Consider the following 1,406-nt stretch of genomic DNA (forward strand, 5'->3'; position numbering starts at 1 on the left):
TTACGATACTTTCCAATATGATTGCATTGGCGTCAAGATCATCTGATCATTAATGAAACTTATACAAAAACAAGAGAGGAATTAATATGAAAAAAGGTTGGTTGATGAAATTCTCTTTGTTATCAATTTCGTTGGTCCTGACTTCCGCGGGAGCAATTACCGGAAATATTCCAGCGATGTCGAAAACTTTTTCCAACGAACCTTTGTCGTCTGTGGAAATGTTAACTACAATTCCATCATTATTGATTGTTGTTTTTGTTCTATTAAGTAGTTTTGTTTCTAAAAAAATTGGTTCTAAACAAACCGTATTATTAGGCCTGACCATTGCTTTTATTTCTGGTCTAGTCCCAGTGTTTATTAGCAGTAGTTTTATAGTTATATTGATTTCTCGAGCTGGTTTAGGAATTGGTTTTGGTCTATTCAATTCACTTGCAGTAAGTTTGATTAGTGATTTTTTTGAAGGAGATACAAGAGCTCAACTTATAGGCTTTCAAAGTGCTTTCCAGGGTTTAGGTACTGCTATATTAACTTTTGCCGCCGGAGAATTATTAAAAATTGACTGGCCAGACACTTTTTGGATTTATGCAGTTATTTTACCTATTTTTGTATTATTTATTTTATTCGTCCCTGATCCCGAAAAAGAAAATAAAAAAAATATTGATCGATTTTCGGTCAAAAGAATTCAGAAAATCGACATTCAAGTAATAAATTATATCCTATTCTTATTTATCATGGTGGGAATATATATGGCTTCGCAGGTTGAATTAGCTTTACTGTTCACATCTAGAGGCTATGGTTCGGCTACCGAAGCATCGAACGTTATTAGCATTATGTCGATTGCTAGTATGTTGACCGGCTTTTCTTTCAGAAACATTTTCAAATTACTTAATCAATTTACACTTCCTGTTTCAGTGATGCTGATTTCTTTATCCTGTATAGTATTAGCTCTTTCAAATAACGTTTTATTTTCCGCTATTGGATGCATTCTAAATGGCATTTCTTTTTCTCTTTTCGTGCCTTATATTTTCAATCGGATTTCAACCGTGCCAACTAATTTTTCAAGGACATTTTCAACATCGTTATTATTGGTTGGTGCGAACCTGGGATATTCCCTATCACCATATATATTTAGAGTGATTGGAAATATTGCTAGTTCCAATTCAATTAAAAACACTTTTTTAGTTGAATCAATTTTGACAGCATCCATGGCGATTATTGGAACTATTTTTGTAATTAATAAACTCCATGCTGGTGATTTTGAGGAGAATTAATATGGTATTAAAATTTCAAATAGGTAATAATGTAAAGTTCAATCATGATTCGAATTTACTAAGAAAAGCTGTAGACAACCTGCCTGTTTTAAATCATGCAAAAGTAAAACCGGTTGGTTTAGTCGACATTAAAGC

General features: G+C 32.7%; 1 protein-coding gene. It reads left to right on the top strand.

Translation table 11 applies throughout. The annotated features are described in order from the left end of the window. The first annotated feature begins 86 nt into the window (after positions 1-86). Complete coding sequence (locus KH893_RS10980) at positions 87-1,271, top strand: MFS transporter (protein ID WP_281166167.1); 1,185 nt, start codon at positions 87-89, stop codon at positions 1,269-1,271. Positions 1,272-1,406 lie beyond the last annotated feature (135 nt).

It is taken from the genome of Liquorilactobacillus sicerae (assembly GCF_029916425.1).
In the GTDB taxonomy this organism is placed as follows: Bacteria; Bacillota; Bacilli; order Lactobacillales; family Lactobacillaceae; genus Liquorilactobacillus; species Liquorilactobacillus sicerae.